22 protein-coding genes are annotated in these 21,667 nt (G+C 58.7%); 10 read left to right on the plus strand and 12 right to left on the minus strand.

The features are described 5' to 3' along the window. Window positions 1-265: 265 nt before the first annotated feature. The gene (tyrS, locus tag ACP7BN_RS18870; protein ID WP_426205714.1) at window positions 266-1,465 is read right to left on the minus strand and encodes a tyrosine--tRNA ligase; all 1,200 of its coding nucleotides are present in this window, start codon (window positions 1,463-1,465) and stop codon (window positions 266-268) included. Between the two features lie 212 nt (window positions 1,466-1,677). On the opposite strand from tyrS, the gene ACP7BN_RS18875 reads away from it, so the two are divergent. Then, window positions 1,678-3,099, plus strand: a complete 1,422-nt coding sequence (locus tag ACP7BN_RS18875; protein ID WP_426205618.1) for a peptidoglycan DD-metalloendopeptidase family protein — start codon at window positions 1,678-1,680, stop codon at window positions 3,097-3,099. Between the two features lie 3 nt (window positions 3,100-3,102). Then, window positions 3,103-4,194: an anhydro-N-acetylmuramic acid kinase gene (locus ACP7BN_RS18880; protein WP_426205619.1), complete on the plus strand. Its 1,092-nt coding sequence runs from the start codon at window positions 3,103-3,105 to the stop codon at window positions 4,192-4,194. Between the two features lie 73 nt (window positions 4,195-4,267). On the opposite strand, the gene erpA is transcribed toward ACP7BN_RS18880, so the two are convergent. Together erpA and argC are read right to left on the minus strand one after the other, a co-directional pair. Next, on the minus strand, window positions 4,268-4,618 hold the full coding sequence (gene erpA, locus ACP7BN_RS18885) for an iron-sulfur cluster insertion protein ErpA (RefSeq protein WP_008077999.1): 351 nt from the start codon (window positions 4,616-4,618) through the stop codon (window positions 4,268-4,270). Between the two features lie 168 nt (window positions 4,619-4,786). Continuing rightward, the gene (gene argC, locus ACP7BN_RS18890; protein WP_420647176.1) at window positions 4,787-5,821 is read right to left on the minus strand and encodes an N-acetyl-gamma-glutamyl-phosphate reductase; all 1,035 of its coding nucleotides are present in this window, start codon (window positions 5,819-5,821) and stop codon (window positions 4,787-4,789) included. Window positions 5,822-5,956: 135 nt separating this feature from the next. Here argC and hemJ point away from each other — a divergent pair, with 135 nt between their 5' ends. The 6 genes from hemJ (at window position 5,957) to coq7 (ending at window position 10,477) form a co-directional block, all read left to right on the plus strand. Further along, complete coding sequence (gene hemJ / locus ACP7BN_RS18895) at window positions 5,957-6,385, plus strand: protoporphyrinogen oxidase HemJ (protein WP_426205620.1); 429 nt, start codon at window positions 5,957-5,959, stop codon at window positions 6,383-6,385. A 33-nt stretch (window positions 6,386-6,418) separates the two neighbouring features. Continuing rightward, on the plus strand, window positions 6,419-7,387 hold the full coding sequence (locus ACP7BN_RS18900; RefSeq protein WP_426205621.1) for an NAD(P)H-dependent flavin oxidoreductase: 969 nt from the start codon (window positions 6,419-6,421) through the stop codon (window positions 7,385-7,387). A 95-nt stretch (window positions 7,388-7,482) separates the two neighbouring features. Further along, the gene (locus ACP7BN_RS18905; protein WP_426205622.1) at window positions 7,483-8,454 is read left to right on the plus strand and encodes a DUF805 domain-containing protein; all 972 of its coding nucleotides are present in this window, start codon (window positions 7,483-7,485) and stop codon (window positions 8,452-8,454) included. Between the two features lie 61 nt (window positions 8,455-8,515). Beyond that, window positions 8,516-9,304 (plus strand): SDR family NAD(P)-dependent oxidoreductase, encoded by a 789-nt coding sequence (locus ACP7BN_RS18910; protein ID WP_426205623.1) that lies wholly within the window; start codon window positions 8,516-8,518, stop codon window positions 9,302-9,304. An 80-nt stretch (window positions 9,305-9,384) separates the two neighbouring features. Next, window positions 9,385-9,723, plus strand: a complete 339-nt coding sequence (locus ACP7BN_RS18915) for a histidine triad nucleotide-binding protein (RefSeq protein WP_420647181.1) — start codon at window positions 9,385-9,387, stop codon at window positions 9,721-9,723. A 106-nt stretch (window positions 9,724-9,829) separates the two neighbouring features. Beyond that, window positions 9,830-10,477, plus strand: coding sequence for a 2-polyprenyl-3-methyl-6-methoxy-1,4-benzoquinone monooxygenase (gene coq7 / locus ACP7BN_RS18920; protein WP_420647182.1), 648 nt, complete (start codon window positions 9,830-9,832; stop codon window positions 10,475-10,477). A gap of 104 nt (window positions 10,478-10,581) precedes the next feature. Here coq7 and speD read toward each other — a convergent pair whose 3' ends face one another. Together speD and ACP7BN_RS18930 are read right to left on the minus strand one after the other, a co-directional pair. Further along, on the minus strand, window positions 10,582-11,376 hold the full coding sequence (gene speD / locus ACP7BN_RS18925; protein ID WP_420647183.1) for an adenosylmethionine decarboxylase: 795 nt from the start codon (window positions 11,374-11,376) through the stop codon (window positions 10,582-10,584). Between the two features lie 237 nt (window positions 11,377-11,613). Then, window positions 11,614-12,036, minus strand: a complete 423-nt coding sequence (locus ACP7BN_RS18930; protein WP_007941657.1) for an OsmC family protein — start codon at window positions 12,034-12,036, stop codon at window positions 11,614-11,616. A 233-nt stretch (window positions 12,037-12,269) separates the two neighbouring features. Between ACP7BN_RS18930 and crp the strand changes: the two genes are divergently transcribed. After that, the gene (gene crp, locus ACP7BN_RS18935; protein WP_420647184.1) at window positions 12,270-12,914 is read left to right on the plus strand and encodes a cAMP-activated global transcriptional regulator CRP; all 645 of its coding nucleotides are present in this window, start codon (window positions 12,270-12,272) and stop codon (window positions 12,912-12,914) included. A 9-nt stretch (window positions 12,915-12,923) separates the two neighbouring features. On the opposite strand, the gene ACP7BN_RS18940 is transcribed toward crp, so the two are convergent. The 4 genes from ACP7BN_RS18940 to ACP7BN_RS18955 form a co-directional block, all read right to left on the minus strand. Then, entirely contained in the window at window positions 12,924-13,622 is a 699-nt protein-coding gene (locus tag ACP7BN_RS18940) for a lipoate--protein ligase family protein (RefSeq protein WP_426205624.1), read from the minus strand. 99 nt (window positions 13,623-13,721) lie between these two features. Continuing rightward, window positions 13,722-14,558: an indole-3-glycerol phosphate synthase TrpC gene (gene trpC, locus ACP7BN_RS18945; RefSeq protein WP_426205625.1), complete on the minus strand. Its 837-nt coding sequence runs from the start codon at window positions 14,556-14,558 to the stop codon at window positions 13,722-13,724. Continuing rightward, window positions 14,555-15,604: an anthranilate phosphoribosyltransferase gene (gene trpD, locus ACP7BN_RS18950; protein WP_420647187.1), complete on the minus strand. Its 1,050-nt coding sequence runs from the start codon at window positions 15,602-15,604 to the stop codon at window positions 14,555-14,557. Before trpD ends, trpC begins: the two co-directional genes overlap by 4 nt. Before the next feature lie 9 nt (window positions 15,605-15,613). Beyond that, window positions 15,614-16,207, minus strand: coding sequence for an aminodeoxychorismate/anthranilate synthase component II (locus ACP7BN_RS18955; protein WP_426205626.1), 594 nt, complete (start codon window positions 16,205-16,207; stop codon window positions 15,614-15,616). Between the two features lie 402 nt (window positions 16,208-16,609). Between ACP7BN_RS18955 and estP the strand changes: the two genes are divergently transcribed. Further along, window positions 16,610-18,520, plus strand: coding sequence for an esterase EstP (estP, locus tag ACP7BN_RS18960; protein ID WP_426205627.1), 1,911 nt, complete (start codon window positions 16,610-16,612; stop codon window positions 18,518-18,520). A gap of 60 nt (window positions 18,521-18,580) precedes the next feature. Here estP and trpE read toward each other — a convergent pair whose 3' ends face one another. From trpE to rpe, 3 genes are all read right to left on the minus strand, one after another. Beyond that, window positions 18,581-20,059, minus strand: coding sequence for an anthranilate synthase component I (trpE, locus tag ACP7BN_RS18965; RefSeq protein ID WP_426205628.1), 1,479 nt, complete (start codon window positions 20,057-20,059; stop codon window positions 18,581-18,583). Window positions 20,060-20,129: 70 nt separating this feature from the next. Beyond that, entirely contained in the window at window positions 20,130-20,948 is an 819-nt protein-coding gene (locus ACP7BN_RS18970; RefSeq protein ID WP_426205629.1) for a phosphoglycolate phosphatase, read from the minus strand. Further along, window positions 20,945-21,619 carry a ribulose-phosphate 3-epimerase gene (rpe, locus tag ACP7BN_RS18975; RefSeq protein ID WP_426205630.1) on the minus strand — a complete coding sequence of 225 codons (675 nt, stop codon included), beginning with the start codon at window positions 21,617-21,619 and terminating at the stop codon, window positions 20,945-20,947. Before rpe ends, ACP7BN_RS18970 begins: the two co-directional genes overlap by 4 nt. Window positions 21,620-21,667 lie beyond the last annotated feature (48 nt).

Below are 21,667 nucleotides of genomic sequence, written 5' to 3' on the forward strand. Positions count from 1 at the left end.
ATTTTCAGAAGTTTTCGAAGAATTCTTCAACAACTTCAACCACTTGCGCTTCCGATCTCTCGTCAGCGGGAGGCGAATTCTACAGCGTTACACGCTGCTGTCAACACCTCTTTTTCAGCCACTTCCCAACTTCGATAAACTGAAGCCCTGCACTGTCGAAACCTACATAACTCATTGAATCTCAAGGAGTTTTCCGTTTCGACTGCGCCGGAAGTGGGGCGAATTATAGACTTATAAAATTCGCCGTCAACCCCTAATTTCCGCTTTATTCAGATTTCAGCGTAATCCGCGCAAAAGCCTTCTTGCCAGCCTGGCAAACATGGGTCGCACCCAGTACATATATAAAGGAGCGATCAACGACCTCACCATCTATACGAACACCACCGGAGGCCAGCAGATCACGCGCCACTGCCGAGTTCTTCACCAGGCCTGCTTTATTAAGCACAGCAGCAATCGGCATATTCTCGGAAGCAGTCAGCTCAACCTCAGGCAAATCATCCGGCAGCTCGCCATCCTTCATACGGTTGCCCGCTGCACGATGAGCATTGACCGCAGCCTCTTCACCATGGAAGCGCGCAACGATCTCTTCGGCCAGCTTGATTTTGATATCGCGCGGATTGGCACCCGCCTCTACATCAGCACGGAACGCATTGATCTCATCCATAGAGCGGAAGCTGAGCAGCTCAAAGTAGCGCCACATCAGCGCGTCTGGAATCGATACCAGCTTGCTGTACATGACACCCGGCGCTTCCTGGATACCGACGTAGTTGCCCAACGACTTGGACATCTTCTTCACGCCATCCAGACCCTCAAGCAGCGGCATAGTCAGAATGCACTGAGCTTCCTGACCATAACCGCGCTGCAATTCACGCCCCATCAGCAAATTGAACTTCTGATCGGTACCGCCCAACTCGACATCCGCGCGCAGAGCCACAGAGTCGTAGCCCTGAACCAGCGGATAGAGGAATTCGTGAATAGCGATAGGCTGATTGGTGGTGTAGCGCTTATCGAAGTCATCGCGTTCAAGCATGCGAGCAACGGTGTACTGCGAAGTCAGGCGAATGAAGTCCGCAGGACCCATCTGATCCATCCAGGTGGAATTGAATGCCACTTCGGTCTTCGCCGGATCAAGAATCTTGAACACCTGAGTCTTGTAAGTCTCGGCGTTCTCCAGAACCTGCTCGCGCGTCAGCGGAGGGCGTGTCGCACTCTTGCCGCTCGGATCACCGATCATCCCGGTGAAGTCACCTATAAGGAAGATCACCTGATGCCCCAGCTCCTGGAACTGGCGCAGCTTATTAATAAGCACGGTGTGACCGAGATGGAGATCCGGCGCCGTCGGATCGAAGCCAGCCTTGATTCGCAGTGGCTGGCCACGCTTGAGCTTTTCGATCAGCTCGGACTCGACCAACAGTTCTTCCGCACCACGTTTTATCAGCGCTAGCTGCTCTTCAACCGACTTCATAACAGACCCGCAAGGCTCAGATTCAAAGGGAACCAACCATACAAGAACGCGCACCAATTACAAGTTTTGCCCGGCGCACGGACACCAATCCACAGACAGACTGTCTGTAGACTTGCCTCAGAGATGATTTGGTTATATTTTATACAGTTATTTCATCTTCATCATGTCATTCATCTTTTCCAATTCATCTTTATCAAAGTCAAAAATCACTTATGACCACTGAACCGTCTAAAGCGCCACCGCTTTACCCGAAGACCCACCTGCTCGCCGCAAGTGGGATCGCCGCCCTTCTCAGCCTGGCGCTCCTGGTATTTCCTTCCAGTGATGTTGAAGCCAAAAAGACGACCCTGAGTCTGGAACTGGAAAGTCCTGCTGAACAACTGACACAAGATCAAGACGCTGCTGACGCAGTTCAAGCCACAACCGAGCCGGTAGATTCGCCTTTCGCGCAGATCGAAAACAGCCCTGAAGACACACAAAAAGCCGAGGCCGCGCCCGCGCCAGTTGCGGTTGCACAAGAAAAGAAAGCCTCTGGCCACCGAGAAGTAAGTGTTGCCAAGGGCGACACGCTTTCGACCCTGTTCGAGAAAGTCGGGCTGCCCGCAGCTCTCGTGCACGAGGTGCTGGCCAGCGACAAACAGGCCAAGCAGTTCAGTCAGCTCAAGCGTGGCCAAAAGCTTGAATTCGAACTGGACCCACAAGGTCAACTGGTCAATCTGCACAGCAAGCTCAGCGACACTGAATCCATCACCCTGACCAAGAATGACAAGGGCTATGCATTCAACCGCATCACCGCCAAGCCTACTGTTCGCACTGCCTATGTCCACGGCGTAATCAACAGCTCGCTGTCGCAATCCGCCGCCCGCGCCGGTCTGTCCCATAGCATGACCATGGATATGGCCAGCGTATTCGGCTACGACGTCGACTTCGCTCAGGACATTCGCCAAGGCGATGAATTCGATGTCATTTATGAGCAGAAAGTAGTCAACGGCAAGGCTGTCGGCACCGGCCCGATCCTGTCTGCGCGCTTCACCAACCGCGGCAAGACCTACACCGCCGTGCGCTACACCAACAAACAAGGCAACAGCAGTTACTACACCGCTGATGGCAACAGCATGCGCAAGGCGTTCATCCGTACTCCGGTCGACTTCGCGCGCATCAGCTCAAAATTCTCCATGGGCCGCAAGCACCCGATCCTGAACAAGATCCGCGCCCACAAAGGCGTGGATTACGCAGCACCGCGCGGTACGCCGATCAAAGCTGCCGGCGACGGTAAAGTGTTGTTGGCTGGCCGCCGCGGCGGTTACGGCAACACCGTGATCATTCAGCACGGCAACACCTACCGCACGCTGTACGGGCATATGCAAGGCTTTGCCAAAGGCGTGAAAACCGGCGGTTCGGTCAAGCAGGGTCAGGTGATCGGCTATATCGGCACCACCGGCCTCTCCACCGGCCCGCACTTGCATTACGAGTTCCAGGTCAACGGCGTTCACGTTGATCCGCTGGGTCAGAAGCTGCCAATGGCCGACCCAATCGCCAAGGCCGAACGCGCGCGCTTCCTCGCGCAGAGCCAGCCGTTGATGGCGCGCATGGATCAAGAGAAGGCCACCATGGTCGCCTCGAGCAAGCGTTAAGCCATGGCTCTCTATATAGGTGTGATGTCCGGAACCAGCCTCGACGGTCTGGACATCGCTCTGATCGAGCAAACCCCGGCGATCAAATTGATCGCCACGCACTACATTCCCATGCCTGATTCCCTGCGCGCCGAGCTGCTTGGCTTGTGCGCCAGCGGCCCTGACGAGATCGCCCGCTCGGCGCTTGCCCAGCACAACTGGGTGATGCTGGCGGCGCAGGGCATTCAAGCGCTGCTCAAGCAGCAGCAGCTCAAACCTGAAGATATCCGCGCAATCGGTAGCCATGGCCAGACCATTCGCCACGAGCCGGCACGCGGCTTCACTGTACAGATCGGCAACCCTGCTCTACTCACCGAGCTGACCGGCATCACAGTGGTCAGCGACTTCCGCAGCCGTGATGTAGCCGCTGGCGGCCAGGGCGCGCCGCTGGTGCCAGCCTTCCACGAAGCCTTGTTCGAAGAGCGTACGGGTAATCGTGCGGTGTTGAATGTCGGCGGTTTCAGCAATCTCAGCCTGATCGAGTCGACCAAGCCTGTAGCCGGTTTCGACTGCGGGCCAGGAAATGTGCTGATGGATGCCTGGACTCATCAGCAAAAAAACGAGAACTACGATCGCAACGGCCAATGGGCGGCCAGCGGCACTCTCGAACCTACCCTGCTGAAGACACTGCTGAACGACCCGTTCTTCGCCACCAAAGGCCCGAAAAGTACCGGCCGCGAAGTGTTCAACCTACCGTGGCTGGAACAGCACCTGTCACGCTTGCCGAGCTTCCCTCCGGAAAACGTGCAAGCCACACTGCTGGAACTGACGGCACTGACCATTATCGAGTCGCTGCAAAGTGCTCAATCGGACACTACAGAGCTGCTGGTCTGCGGTGGCGGCGCCCATAACGCCACATTGATGCAGCGGCTGGCCGACCTGCTACCCAACGCGAAAGTCGCCAGCACCGCCACCCACGGCGTCGATCCGGATTGGGTCGAAGCCATGGCCTTTGCCTGGCTGGCCCATTGCTGCCTTGAAGGCATCGCTGCGAATCGGCCGAGCGTCACCGGCGCCAAAGGGCTGCGCGTGCTTGGTGCCATCTACCCGAACTAAGTAAAACGCACACAACAAAACGCCGCAGAACCGTGAGGCTCTGCGGCGTTTTGCTGTGTAGCGTGAAGTGCGATCAGATCGAGAACGAGGAGCCGCAGCCACAGGTCGTAGTGGCATTCGGGTTCTTGATTACGAAGCGCGAACCTTCCAGACCTTCCTGGTAATCCACTTCGGCTCCAGCCAAGTACTGGAAGCTCATCGGATCAACCACCAGACTGACGCCTTCGCGCTCGACGATGGTGTCGTCCTCGGCCACATCTTCATCGAAGGTGAAACCGTACTGAAACCCTGAACAACCGCCGCCCGTAACGAATACGCGCAGCTTCAAGCGATCATTCCCCTCTTCATCGACCAGGCTCTTCACCTTGTGCGCGGCACCGTGGGTGAATTGCAAAGCCGTGGGGGTGAAGGATTCGACGCTCATGCTGACTATCTCCCGGCGTTACGCCGCCATAATGCGTGATGACGCGCATTATCCGCTTCTCCTAGAAAATCGGTCAACTATTGTTACGGTATATCAATCAACCGTTTTGCCAAGTCAGAATGCAAAAAGGCCCGTTCACCGGGCCTTTTCGCTACGCGCAAGAAAGTGTTACGGCAGCATTCCAGCGTGGGACAGACCCAGGCGCTCATCCAGCCCGAACATGATGTTGAGGTTCTGCACCGCCTGCCCCGACGCGCCTTTGACCAGATTGTCGATTACCGACAGCACCACCACCAAGTCGCCATCCTGTGGACGATGTACGGCGATGCGGCAGACATTGGCGCCGCGCACGCTACGGGTTTCCGGATGGCTGCCGGCCGGCATCACATCGACGAACGGTTCGTTGGCATAACGCTTTTCAAACAACGCTTGCAGATCCACCGAGCGATCAACCACGGTGGCGTAAAGCGTGGAGTGAATGCCACGGATCATAGGCGTCAGGTGCGGCACGAAAGTCAGACCGACATCCTTGCCAGCCGCGCGACGCAGGCCCTGGCGAATTTCCGGCAAGTGACGGTGACCTTTGACCGCATACGCCTTCATGCTTTCCGACGTCTCGGAGTACAGCGAACCTACTGCCGCACCACGACCGGCGCCGCTGACGCCGGATTTGCAGTCGGCGATCAGGCGCGAAGTGTCAGCCAGACCTGCTTCGAGCAGTGGCAGGAAACCCAACTGTGTCGCCGTCGGATAGCAACCCGGTACCGCGATCAAACGTGCTTTCTTGATCTGCTCACGATTGACTTCCGGCAGGCCATACACGGCCTCGTCCAGCAGTTCAGGTGCGCCATGCGGCTGACCGTACCACTTGGCCCACTCCTCAGCGTCCTGCAAGCGGAAGTCCGCCGACAGATCGATAACCTTGGTGCCCGCCGCCAGCAGTTCGCCGGCCAAGGCATGGGCAACGCCGTGCGGAGTGGCGAAGAACACCACGTCGCAAGCACCCAGAGTTTTGATGTCAGGCACGCTGAATGCCAGGCCGTCATAGTGACCGCGCAGGTTCGGGTACAGATCAGCCACGGCCAGACCGGCCTCGGATCGGGAAGTGATCACGACCACTTCTGCCTGCGGATGCTGTGCCAACAGACGCAGCAGTTCGACACCGGTGTAACCCGTGCCGCCGACGATACCGACCTTGACCATAAACCTGCCCTCAACGAACCCACTGGAAAGCCGTCGATAATAGGGGCCGCGCGCCCCTGCGACAACCGTCAAGGTGACGCGCGGCCGCTCAAGCCTCTACTATCCGGCCTACCGTGAACCTGGGAATAACTGAAAATGCTCTATTTATGGATCAAAGCCTTTCATATCGTCAGCATCGTCTGCTGGTTTGCAGCGCTGTTCTATCTGCCGCGGCTGTTCGTTTATCACGCACAAAGTGAAGACGCGATCAGCAAAGAACGCTTCAGTGTCATGGAGCGCAAGTTGTATCGCGGCATCATGGGTCCGGCGATGATCGCCACGCTGATCTTCGGTGGCTGGCTGATCTACCTCAACCCGAGCATCTTCAGCTCGGGTGGCTGGATTCACGCCAAGCTGACTCTGGTGGTCCTGCTGATCGGCTATCACCACATGTGCGGCGCGCAGGTAAAACGTTTTGCCCGTGGCGAGAACACCCGCAGCCATGTCTTTTATCGCTGGTTCAATGAAGTGCCGGTTCTGTTATTGCTGGCTATCGTAATTCTGGTCGTGGTCAAGCCGTTCTAACTTCAACAGGTTCAACTTTCCGGGGTACTTCCGATGTCGCTGCCCGCTTTGCTCGAACAACGTCTGCGCCTGCCTTTGGTGGCTGCGCCGATGTTCCTGATTTCCAACCCCGAACTGGTGCTGGCCTGCTGTCGCAATGGCGTAGTCGGCAGCTTTCCTGCGCTGAACCAGCGCGAAAGCAGCGGCTTCAAAGCCTGGCTGGAGGAGATCGAAGCGGGACTGGCGACCCTGGATAACCCGGCGCCGTATGCGGTGAACCTGATCGTGCACAACAGCAATCCCCGCTTGCAGGCGGATCTGGCGATCTGCGTCGAACACAAAGTGCCAATCGTCATCACCAGCCTCGGCGCGGTGAAGGAGCTGGTCGACGCGGTGCACAGTTACGGCGGTCTGGTGTTTCACGACGTGACCACCCGCCGGCATGCGGAGAAAGCTGCCGAGGCTGGCGTCGATGGTCTGATCGCCGTCGCGGCTGGCGCGGGCGGGCACGCAGGCACATGGAGCCCGTTCTCGCTGATTGCCGAGATCCGTCAGTTCTTCGACAAGACGCTGCTGCTTGCAGGATGTTTGAACCACGGCCATGAGATTCTCGCCGCGCAGCTGCTCGGCGCGGATTTGGCCTACTTCGGCACGCGATTTATCGGTACCACCGAAAGTCATGCGCCTGACGCCTACAAACAGATGCTGCTGACAGCCAAAGCAGCGGACATCATCCATACTCCTGCCGTGTCTGGGGTTCCGGCCAGTTTCATGCGCCAAAGTCTGGAAGCCGCCGGTTTCGACACGGCCAAGCTGCAAGGCAAGGGTGAAGTGAATTTCGGTGACAAACTGAAACCGATCAGCGATGAAGCCAAAGCCTGGAAGACCGTGTGGTCGGCGGGTCAGGGTGTCGGTGACATCAACGATCTGCCGAGTGTCGACCAACTGATCGCACGCCTCGACACCGAGTATCGAAAAGCACTGGAACACGCAGCGCAATTGCCGACTCGCTGGCCGCGCTGAGAAAAAATCCGGCCAGTTTTCAACGTGCTGGCCTTACACTCACGCCTTGTAACACTCTCCAATTCAATAGATTTCGCGACAAGGATGCCTCGGCCATGAGTGAACCCCGCTACAAGATCGTTTTTGACGGTGCGCTACAGCCCGGTGTCGACCTCACCACAGCCAAACTCAATCTGGCTGACCTGTTCAAAAGCGAGGTCGCCGCCATCGAGCGCCTGTTCAATGGCAGCACTGTCGCCCTCAAGCGCGACCTGACTCACGCCGACGCCCAAGCGTATCTGCAAGCGTTGAGCAAGACCGGGATCGACGCCCGGATCGAACCAGAAACTACCATCGAACTGAATCTCGCCGATGTCCATGAGCACGCACCCGCCATAGCGGAGCCTGCCTCGCCGTACGCAACGCCTCGAGCCAACGTGGGCGAAAGCTACCCGGCATTTGCCACGCTCAAGCCATTCGGTGTCGAGGGCCGCATCGGCCGTCTGCGCTTCCTCGCCTGGGCGATGGTGCAGTGCCTGGTGACCCTGCCCATCATCGCCGTATTTGCGCTGATTGCTCTGGGTATGGTCAGTGACGAATCGACGACCGGCCTGATCATTGGCGGCATCCTGGCGTTCTTTCTGTTCCTCGCCTTCTTCATCGTCAACATTATGATCAGTGTGCAGCGCCTACACGATATCGGCTGGTCGGGATGGCTCTGGCTGCTGAACCTGGTGCCGTTTGTTGGCAGCTTCTTCCCGCTGGTAATGATGGTTGTGCCGGGCACCACTGGCGCCAACCGCTACGGCCCACCCCCACCGCCCAACAGCACCGCGGTCAAAGTGCTGTGTTCATTGTGGGTGGTGCTGTTCACGCTGGTATTGGCCGGTGGAATACTCGGTGGCTTCTCGGCTATTCAACAGGAATACGAAAGCAATCTGGAAAGCAGCTATGACAGCGGCTCAGTGAACACTGATGAAATCGAGGTCGAGGTCGAACCGGCCGCGAATGCCGCCGACGATGCAGCAGAAGCAGCAGCTGAAGCAGCCGAAGAGGCCCAGCCCCCTGTAGACTCTGCGAAAGAATGAACAGCGCTCCCCGTCGTGACACCCGCGTCGACGGCGCGGAGCTGTTGCGATGGAGATTTGCATGACCCGTTACGCTCTGATCACCGGCGCTTCCAGCGGCATAGGCCTGGCCATGGCCGAAGCCCTGGCCCGCCGTGGCCGCAGCCTGATTCTGGTGGCCCGCCAGCGTGATCAGCTGGAAAGTATTGCGATTGAGCTGACCCAACGTTTTGGAGTTGAGGTGCTGTTCCGCGCCTGCGACCTCGGCGAACCGTTGCGCCTGTCCGGTTTCCTGCTGGAACTGGAAGAAGGTGACCGGCAGATCGATCTGCTGGTGAACTGCGCAGGCATTGGCACTTGCGGTCCGTTCCTGGCACAGGACTGGATGACCGAGCAGGACTTGATCGAGGTGAATATCCTCGCCCTGACCCGGCTGTGCCATGCGATCGGCAACAGCATGGCGCTGCAAGGTGGCGGGCAGATTCTCAATGTGGCTTCGGTGGCTGCCTTCAATCCCGGCCCGTGGATGAGCACTTACTACGCCAGCAAAGCGTATGTGCTGCATTTTTCCGAGGCGTTGCGGGTTGAACTCAAACAAAGCGCCGTGAAGGTCTCGGTACTCTGCCCCGGCCCGACCCGCACCGCATTCTTCCGCACCGCACAACTGAACAGCGACAAACTCAAAGACAGCAAACTGTTGATGAGCCCCGAGGAGGTCGCTCTGTACACCGTGCGTGCGCTGGAGAAAAACCGCGCGATCATCATTCCGGGACGACGCAACCGCTGGTTCACGTTTTTGCCGCGACTGGGATCGCGCTGGCTCAATCGCACCATCGTCGGCATGCTCAACAAGGCTTACTGCCCGCGCTGAATAGTCCTACGGTAAAACACTGGGCGGCTTCATCCGCCCTGAGTACACTCAGGCCAGCCCACACAACGGAGAAAACAGCAGTGGATACTCTGTTCACCAAGATCATCAACCGGGAGATCCCGGCCAGGATCATCTACGAGGACGACCAGGTTCTGGCGTTCCACGACATCGCGCCACAGGCGCCAGTGCATTTTCTGGTGATCCCGAAGAAACCGGTGCGCACCCTCAACGACCTCACCGAGGACGATAAGGCACTGGCCGGGCACATCCTGTTCACCGCCCAACGCCTGGCGCTGGAGCTCGGTTGCGAAGAAGGCTTCCGCGTGGTGATGAACTGCAATGAACAGGGTGGGCAAACCGTCTACCACATTCATATGCACGTCCTCGGGCAGCGCCAGATGAACTGGCCACCGGGCTGATCCGCAGCGATATCTGTGGGAGCGCCCCGCTCCCATATGACCCAGCGCAAACCTTCCCCGGCCGATTCGGTTAAACTGGCCGTCGAGATTCTTCCCGGAGGTCAGCATGACTACCCAACGTCACTACTCGCCGATTGACCGTCTTCTGCTGCAAGCCGATGCCGCGATGCGTACCCTGCTGCCGTTCAGCGGTCAGCCGTACCGTCCGTCCCCGGCCATCGTGCAGCCGGACGTGCAGATGAGCGACGAAGACACCCGCCATGTCGCCGGTCTGATGCGCATCAACCATACCGGTGAAGTCTGTGCCCAGGCGCTCTACCAAGGCCAGGCCCTGACCGCCAAGCTGCCGCAAGTGCGCGCGGCCATGGAGCATGCGGCTGAAGAAGAGATTGATCATCTGGTGTGGTGCGAACAACGCATTCATCAGTTGGGCAGCCACACCAGCGTGCTCAACCCACTGTTCTACGGCATGTCGTTCGGCATCGGCGCAGTCGCCGGGTTGATCAGCGACAAGGTCAGCCTCGGTTTCGTCGCGGCGACCGAGCATCAGGTGTGCAAACACTTGAACGAACATCTGGAGCAATTGCCAGCGGAGGACGAAAAGTCCCGGGCGATTCTGCAGCAGATGCGTATTGATGAGGAACATCATGCGGAGAGCGCGCTGGAGGCTGGTGGTTTCCGTTTCCCGGCGCCAGTGAAGTTCGGTATGAGCATTCTGGCCAAGGTGATGACCAAGAGTACCTACAGAATCTGACAGCGGTAGCGCCAGACAGGCACTCATCGCTGGCAGGCCAGCTGCCACAAGCAATAAAAAAGGCGACGGTCCTGAGACAGTCGCCTTTTTTGTGCGTGAAATTCTTAGCTCGGCATGTTGCGAGCGTAGAAAATCTCGAGCATTTCGTGCTTCACACGCTCCGTCACTTGGGCGCGTTGCTCAGAGGACAGGTTGTTGGTGGCGTCGCCGAACAGGTAGTTATCCAGTTCGAAGTTCTTCAACAACATTTTGGTGTGGAACAAGTTCTCCTGGTACACGTTCACGTCGGTCATCTGGTACGCGCCGCGCGTGTCTTCGGAAAGGTAGTTCTGGATCGAATTGATCTCGTGGTCGATGAAGTGCTTTTTGCCTTCAACGTCACGGGTAAAGCCGCGCACACGATAATCCACGGTCACGATGTCCGAATCGAACTGGTGAATCAGGAAGTTGAGTGCTTTAAGCGGTGAAATGACACCACACGTCGACACATCGATGTCCACACGGAACGTCGCAATGCCTGCATCCGGATGGATTTCCGGGTAGGTATGCACCGTGATATGACTCTTGTCGAGGTGGGCCAGGATGATTTCCGGCAGTGGGCCTGGGGACTCTTCGATCTGGCTTTCGGTCGGGGTCACCGGCTCTTCCGAGATCAGAATCGTGACGCTGGCACCCTGAGGCTCATAGTTCTGACTCGCAATGTTCAGAATGTTGGCACCAATGATCTCGACAACTTCTGTGAGAATCTGCGTCAGGCGTTCGGCGTTGTACTCTTGATTGATGTACTCGACGTAAGCCTGCTGGTCTTGCGGGGTTTCCGCGTAGCAGATGTCATAGATGTTGAAGCTCAAGGTCTTTGTCAGGTTATTGAACCCGTGGAGCTTGAGTTTGCTTTTCACCGTTAAAAACTCTCTATGTATGCGGCATGGCCGCGTGATCAAGCATGCCCGTCAAATGCGAACAACGCACCTGCGTAGGACGGTTAACACCTCTTCGCGATGGCGATTTTGGTTATCTGTTCAGGCGGATGACCCATCGGCTGACCGATCACTGCCCTGAAAAAAGTGGCGCATTATGCAGACGTCAGCGGGGGATCGCCAGAGTCTGCACTGCTTTTATGATAGTTGAATGTCGGTTCAACCGAGTTCGATGATTTCGTAGTCGTGGGTGATCGCCACGCCAGCCGCGCCGAGCATGATCGAGGCCGAGCAATATTTCTCTGCCGACAGCTCGATGGCGCGTTTGACCTGGGCTTCTTTCAGGCCACGGCCCTTGACCACGAAGTGCATGTGGATCTTGGTGAAGACTTTCGGATCCTCGGTCGCGCGCTCGGCTTCGAGGAAGGCTTCGCAGCTTTCAACCGCCTGACGTGACTTCTTCAGAATGCTCACCACGTCGAAGTTGCTGCAGCCACCAACACCGAGCAGGAGCATTTCCATCGGGCGGACACCCAGATTACGACCACCGGCGTCCGGCGGACCGTCCATGACCACGACATGACCGCTGCCGGATTCGCCGAGGAACATGGCTTCGCCAGCCCATTGGATGCGTGCCTTCATCGCCAAGACTCCACTGTATAAAAAAGGGTCGCCAGCTTAGCACAGCGCTTTACTCCGACAGCGCGGCGTGCACGTGGGACGGATGCGTCTATAACGTAGGTAATTTCTCGAATCTTCAAGGAAGTGTCTGGTAAGCTGGCGCCAATTCGCTGGCGCCTGCCAGCCGGGTAACGTCCGTTTCAGCGCCCCATAAAAAATCAAACATTACCGTGCAGTCTTTTCGGGATACAACCATGGTTGGTATTACCCCCACACCCAAAATCAAGAACCTCGACAAGCTGTTGATGCACTGCCAGCGCCGCCGTCATGCGGCCAAGAGCAACATCATCTGCGCGGGTGATCGCTCCGATACGCTGTACTTCATCATCAAGGGTTCGGTGACGATCCTGATCGAGGATGACGACGGCCGCGAGATGATCATCGCCTACCTGAATGCCGGGGATTTCTTTGGCGAGCTGGGCCTGTTCGAACAAGCCGGGCAAGAACAGCAACGCAGCGCCTGGGTGCGGGCCAAGGTTGAATGCGAAGTCGCGGAAATCAGCTACGTGAAATTCCGCGAATTGTCGCAGCAGGACCCGGACATTCTTTACGTGCTCAGCGGACAAATCGCACAACGCCTGCGCAATACCACGCGCAAAGTCGGCGATCTGGCGTTCTTCGACGTGACCGGTCGGGTTGCCCGCTGCCTGCTGGAATTGTGCAAACAGCCAGATGCAATGACTCACCCGGACGGTATGCAGATCAAGGTGACTCGTCAGGAAATCGGGCGCATCGTCGGGTGTTCGCGGGAGATGGTCGGTCGCGTGCTCAAGGATCTTGAAGAACGCAACCTGGTAGACGTGAAAGGCAAGACCATGGTGGTCTTCGGTACGCGTTAGGCGCGCGACCTAGCCGGCGTACATCTGCGCCAGCATCAAGCGGAACAACTCATCAAGCCGCGCCAGTGCATCTGGCGCCGGGAATTTCTCGTGCAGCGCGATGTGGCTTTCAGCCCGCACGCGCTGCTCAAGATCGCACGCCTGATTGAAGCGATTGACCGCCGCAACCATCGATTCGCGCTCGTCATCAATCAGCATCGCACCGTGCACCAACCCCACCGGACGCTGACCGCCCTGGCTCTGACGCCAGCGCTGCGCGGTGCCGACCATTTTGCGTCCGTCGAGGTTGACGTTGAACCGGCCATCGCAAAATGCGCCGTCGATTTCGCCCACCGACGCTGTGCCGCCCAACTCATCCAGCAACTCACAGATCGGATCACACAGACGCCGGTAGCCGGTTTCGATGCGATTCAGATCGCCTTCGCTGCGTGGTGGTGCGTAAACCAGAGCAATGTTGATGGTGGCGGCCGATTGTGGCACCGGCTCGCCACCGGTTTCGCGCAACAGTACCGGCCAGCCAGCGGCGGCCGAAACTGCGCAGGCGTGATCGAATTTCGGCAGACGATTCAAGCGACGAGGCATGACCAGCGCGCGGTCACTGGGTTGCCAGAACAGCAGGCCGAATTCGGCGTCGCCGGCACAGACTGATGCCAGCAGATCCTGTTCGGCTTGCAGGCCGGCTTCGATGGTCAGGGAGATTGGCAGCATGCAGGACTCCGGCGGGCTTGGAATCTTTAGCGGATGTGACGGCCTCATCGCGGGCAAGCCCGCGCTCACAGGGAGGGCGGGTTGCCTGAGAGGATGTAGTCAGTCGAGGGTCGACCCGATTACCGCAGTACCACGCTCCGGGAAGAACAGGCGCTGTAATTCAAGACCAGGACTCTCGGCGCGCATGAACGCTTCGCCAACCAGGAACGCGTAAACGTCGCTGATTTCCATCAGCTCGACATCGGCACGGTTGAGAATCCCGCTCTCGGTAATCACCAGACGATCACGCGGAATGCGCGGCAGCAGATCAAGAGTGGTTTCCAGGCTGACTTCGAAGGTGTGCAGGTTACGGTTATTGATCCCCACCAGCGGCGTGTCGAGAGTTTTCAGCGCGCGCTCCAGCTCATCGCCGTCGTGCACTTCCACCAGAACATCCAGACCAACACCTTTGGCCACGGCTGCCAGTTCGGCCATTTTCACGTCGTCCAGTGCGGAGACGATCAACAGCACGCAATCGGCGCCCAAGGCACGGGCTTCGATGATCTGGTACGGATCAATCATGAAATCCTTGCGGATCACCGGCAATTTGCACGCCGCGCGCGCCTGTTGCAGGTAAGCATCCGCGCCCTGGAAATAGTCGATATCGGTCAGCACCGACAGGCAAGTCGCCCCGCCCTTCTCGTAGCTATTAGCGATGTCGGCTGGCACGAAATCCTCGCGAATCACGCCTTTGCTCGGTGAAGCCTTCTTGATTTCGGCGATTACTGCCGGTTGCTTCTTCTTGGCCTGCGCCAGCAATGCCTGGGCAAAACCACGGGGTGCATCGGCCGCCTTGGCCAGACTTTCCAGCTCGCTCAGGCTGACCCGAGCGCTACGCTCGGCGACTTCCTGAACTTTGCGCGCCAGAATGTTTTCCAGAACCGTCGGTACACTCATCCCTCATTCTCCACTCTGAATACCGCGGTAAAGGCACCCAGCTCCTCGAGTTTTTCCCGAGCGAGGCCGGTGTGCAAAGCGTCATGTGCAAGCTCGACGCCCTGTTTCAAACTGCTGGCGACGTCGGCGGCGTACAGCGCTGCACCGGCGTTGAGCACAATCATTTCGGCGGCTTTCTGGCCGTTCTCGGTTTTGCGCTTGCCCAGCGCATCGCGGATCAGCGCCAGCGACGCTTCCGGGCCATCGACCGACAGGCCGTGCAGGCTCTGGCTCTTCATGCCGAGATCTTCCGGCTCGACCCAATACTCAGTGATCTGGTCATTCTTCAGCTCAGCGACAAAGGTCGGTGCAGCGAGGCTGAACTCGTCCAGACCATCCTTGGAATGCACCACCAGTACGTGTTTGCTGCCCAGACGCTGCAAGACTTCAGCCAATGGCCGGCACAGCGCAGGGGTGAATACGCCGACCACCTGGTGTTTGACACCGGCCGGATTCGTAAGCGGGCCGAGCATGTTGAACAAGGTCCGCAGGCCGAGATCGCGGCGCGGGCCGGCGGCGTACTTCATGGCTTTGTGATGAGTCTGGGCAAACATGAAACCGATGCCGACGTTGTCGATGCAACGGGCTACCTGGACCGGCGTCAGGTTGAGGTAGATGCCGGCCGCTTCGAGCAAGTCGGCACTGCCGCTCTTGCCGGAGACCGCACGGTTACCGTGCTTGGCCACAGTGCAACCAGCCGCTGCGACCACAAAGGAAGACGCAGTGGACACGTTGAAAATGTTCGCCCCGTCACCGCCGGTGCCGACCACATCGACCACGCCGTCGAGGGTCTTCAGTTCGACGGTGTCCGCCAGCTCGCGCATGGCCGAAACCGCGCCGACGATTTCGTCGATGCTTTCGCTCTTCATGCGCATGGCCATCATGAACGCGCCGATCTGCGCGTCAGTGCATTGGCCAGTCATGATTTCGCGCATCACGTCGCGCATTTCATCGGTGCTGAGGTCGAGGTGATCGACGATACGGCTCAGGGCTGTCTTGATATTCATGGGAAGTCCTTAGCGCGCGCCGCCGGTTTGTTTGAGGAAGTTGGCAAACAGTTCATGGCCCTGTTCCGTGAGGATCGATTCAGGGTGGAACTGTACGCCCTCAATGTTCAGGGTCTTGTGACGCAGGCCCATGATTTCGTCGACCGAGCCGTCGGCGTGCTGCGTCCACGCAGTCAGCTCCAGGCAATCAGGCAAGGTTTCGTGTTTGACGATCAGCGAGTGGTAACGGGTGACGGTCAGCGGGTTGTTGAGACCGGCGAATACACCCTTGTCCTTGTGGAATACCGGGCTAGTCTTACCGTGCATCACTTGGCGGGCGCGAATCACGTCACCGCCGAAGGCCTGACCGATTGACTGATGGCCGAGGCACACGCCGAGAATCGGCAGTTTGCCGGCGAAGTGCTTGATGGCTTCGATGGAAATACCGGCTTCGGTCGGTGTGCACGGACCGGGGGACACCACGATACGCTCGGGGTTGAGCGCTTCGATTTCGGCGATGGTCAGTTCGTCGTTGCGCACGACTTTGACTTCGGCACCCAGTTCGCCGAGGTATTGCACAACGTTGTAAGTAAAGGAGTCGTAGTTGTCGATCATCAGCAACATGGCGTTTCGAACCTCTTGAATTCTGACTTGAAGACAGCCTTCAGATGACTTGCCCGCAGGGCGCTGCACGATGTCGGACGCGGGAGCGTCGGCAAAGCGGCATTTCAAACGAGCAAGGAAGGCAAAGCGATACAGATCCGGCCGGGCCGGCAGAAAGATTCAGGCGCGCCAACGCCAACGGGCGTGTGCCTTGATGACTTGATCCGGAAGTTTGCTGACGATCAACACGGGGAAGGTCTCATTCATACGTCTCGGCACAGTAACTTAGCTGGGCGGAGCGTGCAATAAGGCGCGGCCGGCGCGGGATAAATCAATTTGAAGGCTCGCGACCGATGGCAAAACGCCGGAAGTTTTTGGTACTGTCGTTTCGTTCACTACAACAATAAATAAACGGACTTGCTCATGATCAAACAGACGCTGTTTGTACCGCTCGCCGGATGCCTGCTCGCAATGGCCTGCGCTCAGGCGAATGCCGCACCTAATCCTTACTCGAATTTCATCGTCTTCGGCGACAGCCTGAACGACGCCGGCACCTTTGCCGACAGCGGAGGCCCCGCGGGCGCTACTCAGCGCTACACCAACCGCACTGGCCCGGTGTATCTGGATGGCAGCGGGGAATTGCGCTCGCTGAACGCCACGCAGATTCTCGGCGGAAAACTCGGGTTTTCGCCTGATCAGACTGCCTCCTCTTCATCCGCAGTACGCGCTGGCGATGGCTTGCCCGACGGCAATAACTGGGCGGTAGGCGGTTATCGCACCGACCAGATTCTCGATTCGATCACCACGCAATCTGCCACTGGCGAACGCACCCGCGCCGGTTATCTGCCGTCGAACGGTTTTCGCGCGGATCCGAATGCGCTGTATTACCTCTCGGGTGGCGGTAATGACTTCCTGCAAGGCCGCGTGACAAATCTTGCGCAGGCCGGCGCCGCGGCTGATCGTCTGGCCAGCAGCGCGCAAACCCTGCAGCAGGCCGGCGCCCGTTACATCGTGGTCTGGCTGCTGCCGGACATCGGCTTCACCCCGGCCTTCAGCGGTTCGCCGCTGCAAGCGTTCACCTCGCAACTCAGCGCGCAGTTCAACACCGAACTGGTCAGCCAGTTGCAGGGCATCAATGCCAACATCATCCCGCTGAACATTCCGGTGCTGCTCAAAGAGTCGTTCGCCAATCCGGGCCAGTTCGGTCTGGCCACCGACCAGAACCTCAGCGCCACCTGCTTCAGCGGCAACGGTTGCACCGAGAACGCGCGGTACGGCATCAACAGTGCCACGCCGGATCCGACCAAGCTGATCTACAACGATGCGGTGCACCCGACCGAAGCCGGGCAGCGCCTGATCGCCGATTACACCTACTCGCTGCTGTCCGCGCCATGGGAAGCCACCCTGCTGCCGCAAATGGCTCAAGGCACGTTGCGTTCGCATCAGGATGAGCTGCGTAACCAGTGGCTGGCCGACTGGCAGAACTGGCAAGGCGTTGGTCAATGGCGGGCTATTGTCGCCGGTGGGGGCCAGCGTCAGGACTTCGACACCCAGGACAGCGGCGCCAGCGCCGACGGCAATGGCTACAACCTCAACGTCGGTGGCAGCTACCGCCTGAATGACGCGTGGCGTGTTGGACTGGCGGCCGGTTTTTACAACCAGAAACTTGAAGCAGGCGATCACGATTCCGACTACAAGCTCAACACCTACATGGGCACCGCTTTCGCCCAGTATCAGCAGAATCGCTGGTGGGGTGATGCGGCTGTGACGGCCGGGCATCTGGACTACGACAGCCTGAAACGCAAATTCCAGCTCGGCGTCAACGAGCGCGGCGAGAAAGGCGATACCGACGGCTACGTGCTGGCCTTCAGCGGTCGCGTCGGTTACGACATCGCGCCAGAGGCAAGCAGCCCATGGCACCTGTCGCCATTTGTCAGCGCAGATTTCGCCAAAGTCGAAGTTGATGGTTACTCCGAGGACGGCGCTGACTCCACCGCGCTGACCTTCGATGACCAGTCGCGCATCTCCCGGCGTCTCGGTGTTGGTATTCAGGGCAAGTACCAGATTACCGCGCAAACCCAGGTGTTCGGCGAGCTCGCGCATGAGCGCGAGTACAACGACGACACTCAGGATGTGACGATGAGTCTCAACAGCCTGCCGAACAATCACTACACCCTGGACGGCTACACCCCGCAGACCAACCTCAATCGCTTGAACCTGGGCGTGAGCCACAACCTCACCAAAGACCTGGCGTTGCGCGCCAGCTACAACATCCGCAAGGATGATGACTTTACCCAGCAAGGGATCAATCTCGGCGTAGCGTTGGACTTCTAAACAGCAGGCAATAAAAAACGCGGCGTCCTTGCGGGCGCCGCGTTTTTTTATGCCGATCAATCAGTCTGGGGTCTGTTCAGCCAGTGCCACGGCACGGAACATCGCGCGGCGCTTGTTCAGGGTTTCTTCCCATTCCAGCGCCGGCACCGAGTCGGCAACGATGCCGCCACCGGCCTGCACATGCAGTTCGCCGTTTTTGATCACAGCGGTACGAATCGCAATCGCGGTATCCATATTGCCGTTCCACGCGAAGTAACCGACCGCGCCGCCATATACGCCACGCTTGACCGGTTCCAGTTCGTCGATGATTTCCATCGCGCGGATCTTCGGCGCGCCGGACAAGGTGCCCGCCGGCAGAATCGCCCGCAGTGCATCCATCGCCGTCAGCCCGGCTTTCAACTGGCCGGTGACGTTGGACACGATGTGCATCACGTTGGAATAACGCTCGATGACCATTTTCTCGGTGAGCTTCACCGAACCGATTTCCGAGACGCGACCCGTGTCGTTGCGCCCCAGATCGATCAGCATCAGATGCTCGGCGATCTCTTTGTCATCCGAGAGCAAGTCTTCTTCCAGCGCCAGATCGGCCTCTTCGGTCGCGCCACGCGGACGCGTACCGGCAATCGGCCGCACGGTGATCAGGTTGTCTTCAACCCGCACCAGCACTTCCGGCGAACTGCCGACGACGTGGAAGTCGCCGAAGTTGAAGAAGTACATATAAGGCGTCGGGTTGAAGCAACGCAGCGCGCGGTATAGATCGATTGGCGCAGCCTTGAAGTCGATCGACATGCGTTGTGACGGCACGACCTGCATGCAGTCACCGGCAAGGATGTATTCCTTGATGGTGTCGACGGCTTTTTCGTAGTCGCTCTGGGTGAAACTGGAACGAAACACCGGATCGGCCGCTTGCTGCTTGCTGAAATCCAGCCCCCGGCGCGGAGTGATCGGCTGACGCAGTTGCTCCAGCAGTTCCTGCAAACGCGCCTGACCTTGCTCGTAGGCATCGGCCTGCGCCGGGTCGGCCAGCACGATCGCGTGCATCTTGCCGGCGAGGTTATCGAACACAACGACCGCGTCGGAAACCATCAGCAGAATGTCCGGCACGCCCAGTGGATCGGGGTTCGGGCACTTGCCGAGGCGTTTTTCCACATAACGTACGCAGTCGTAACCAAAGTACCCCACCAGACCGCCGTTAAAACGCGGCAGGCCGGCAATGGTCGGCACGTTGTAGCGCGCCTTGAAGGTTTCGACGAAGGCCAGCGGATCTTCCACATCGTGACATTCGGTCTCGACGCCATCGACGGTGATGCTGACGTGGTGGTCGTGAACGCGCAGCACGGTGCGGCACGGCAGACCGATGATCGAATAACGGCCCCATTTCTCGCCGCCCTGCACCGATTCCAGCAGGTAGGAATTGGGCTGGTCGGCCAGTTTCAGGTAGATCGACAACGGCGTGTCGAAGTCGGCCAGGGTTTCGCAGGCCAACGGGATACGGTTATAGCCGGCAGCGGCCAAACGCAGGAATTCTTCGCGGATCATGAGGTGCCTCGTGGTGTGAGGTGCAATCAGTCAGGTGTGCAAACATGCCGGCAGGCCGGCCAGGAATCAGTCAGGCGCGCCAACGCCAGCGGGCCAGGGCCTTGATGACTTTCATCCAGAGTTTGCGAGTGACCACCACGATGGCGTTTCCAGCAGGGGGTTGAACAGCGTCGGGCAACGTTATCCCAGCGGCCGTATCCAGGCAACCGGGAATTAACAGGCGCAGATCGTCGATCACCAATGCCGGGGATTCCTCGGCAATCGGCCGGCCATGGTTATAGCCGTAACTCAACGCCACACACTTGACCCCCGCCGCTTTCGCCGCCAGTACATCGCTGCGCGAGTCGCCGACGAACAGCGATTGCGAGGCCGGGATGTTGGCCATTTTCATCACGAAGAACAGCGCAGCCGGATCAGGTTTTTTCTGCGGCAGGGTGTCGCCGCCGATGATCCACTTGAAGTAGCGGCCGATCTTCATCTGATCCAGCAGCGGCGCCACGAAGCGCTCCGGCTTGTTGGTGATCAACGCCATGGCCACGCCTTGCTTGTGCAGCCATTTCAAGGTGTCGCGCACGCCGGGATAGACCACGGTCAGCTCATGGCTGGCGCCGTAAGCTTCCATGAACACTTCGAGTGCGTGCTCGGCTTCGACGTCATCCACCGAGGAATGCTCGATGCCGCCGGCCAGCGCGCGGCGCACCAGCACTGGCGCGCCGTTGCCGACCCACTCGCGCACCGATTCGAGACCGGCCGGTTTACGCCCGAGGCTGAGCAGCATGTGGTCCACCGCCACCGCCAGGTCGGGGACCGAATCGATCAGCGTGCCATCCAGATCGAACATCACCAACCGTGGCAGTTTGCCCGGGAACAGCTGCTCAAAACCGCTCATGGACGGGCCAGCGCCAGTTCGGCACGCATCTTGTCGATGACTTCCTGATAGTTCGGCGCGTTGAAGATCGCCGAGCCGGCAACAAAGGTGTCAGCGCCGGCAGCGGCGATTTCACGGATGTTGTTGACGTTGACCCCGCCGTCGATTTCCAGACGAATGTCACGGCCCGACGCATCAATGATGGCGCGCGCTTCGCGCAATTTGTCGAGGGTGCCGGGAATGAATTTCTGCCCGCCGAAGCCCGGGTTGACGCTCATCAGCAAGACCATGTCGACCTTGTCGATCACGTACTTGAGCACTTCCAGCGAGGTCGCCGGGTTGAACACCAGGCCGGATTTGCAGCCGCCCTCGCGGATCAGTTGCAGCGAGCGGTCGACGTGTTGCGTGGCTTCCGGGTGGAAGGTGATGTAGGTCGCACCGGCTTCGATGAAGTCGCCAACGATGCGATCCACCGGGCTGACCATCAGGTGCGCGTCGATTGGCGCGGTAACGCCGTACTTGCGCAGCGCCGCGCAAACCATCGGGCCGATGGTCAGGTTGGGCACGTAGTGGTTATCCATGACATCGAAGTGGACGAAGTCGGCACCGGCGGCCAGAACGTTGTCCACTTCTTCGCCGAGGCGGGCGAAGTCGGCGGAGAGAATCGAAGGAGCAATTACGAAGGGCTGCATGACGCACCTTTTCTGAGCTAAATCACGATGGCGCGCATTGTATACCTC

This window comes from Pseudomonas sp. TWP3-1 (assembly GCF_049896625.1).
GTDB lineage: Bacteria > Pseudomonadota > Gammaproteobacteria > Pseudomonadales > Pseudomonadaceae > Aquipseudomonas.